The 241-nt window shown below is 65.6% G+C and carries 1 protein-coding gene; it reads left to right on the top strand.

Going from position 1 to position 241, the window contains the following annotated elements; all coding sequences use genetic code 11:
* Positions 1–241, top strand: a 241-nt coding sequence (locus EFT72_RS19080) for a hypothetical protein (RefSeq protein ID WP_243110070.1), incomplete at both ends; no start/stop codon positions are given.

Below are 241 nucleotides of genomic sequence, written 5' to 3' on the forward strand. Positions count from 1 at the left end.
GATACCGGGCCTACCGGCGATACTGGTCCCACTGGCGATACCGGTCTCAATGGATCAACTGGCGACACCGGACCCACTGGCGATACTGGACCCACTGGGCCGACTGGCGATACCGGGCCGACTGGCGATACCGGGCCGACTGGCGATACCGGGCCGACTGGCGACACCGGACCTACTGGCGATACTGGGCCTACCGGACCGACTGGTGATACTGGACCCACGAGTGATACCGGGCCCACTG

The sequence above is a fragment of the Clostridium sp. E02 genome (assembly GCF_003833015.1).
Taxonomy (GTDB): domain Bacteria; phylum Bacillota; class Clostridia; order Lachnospirales; family Lachnospiraceae; genus Lacrimispora.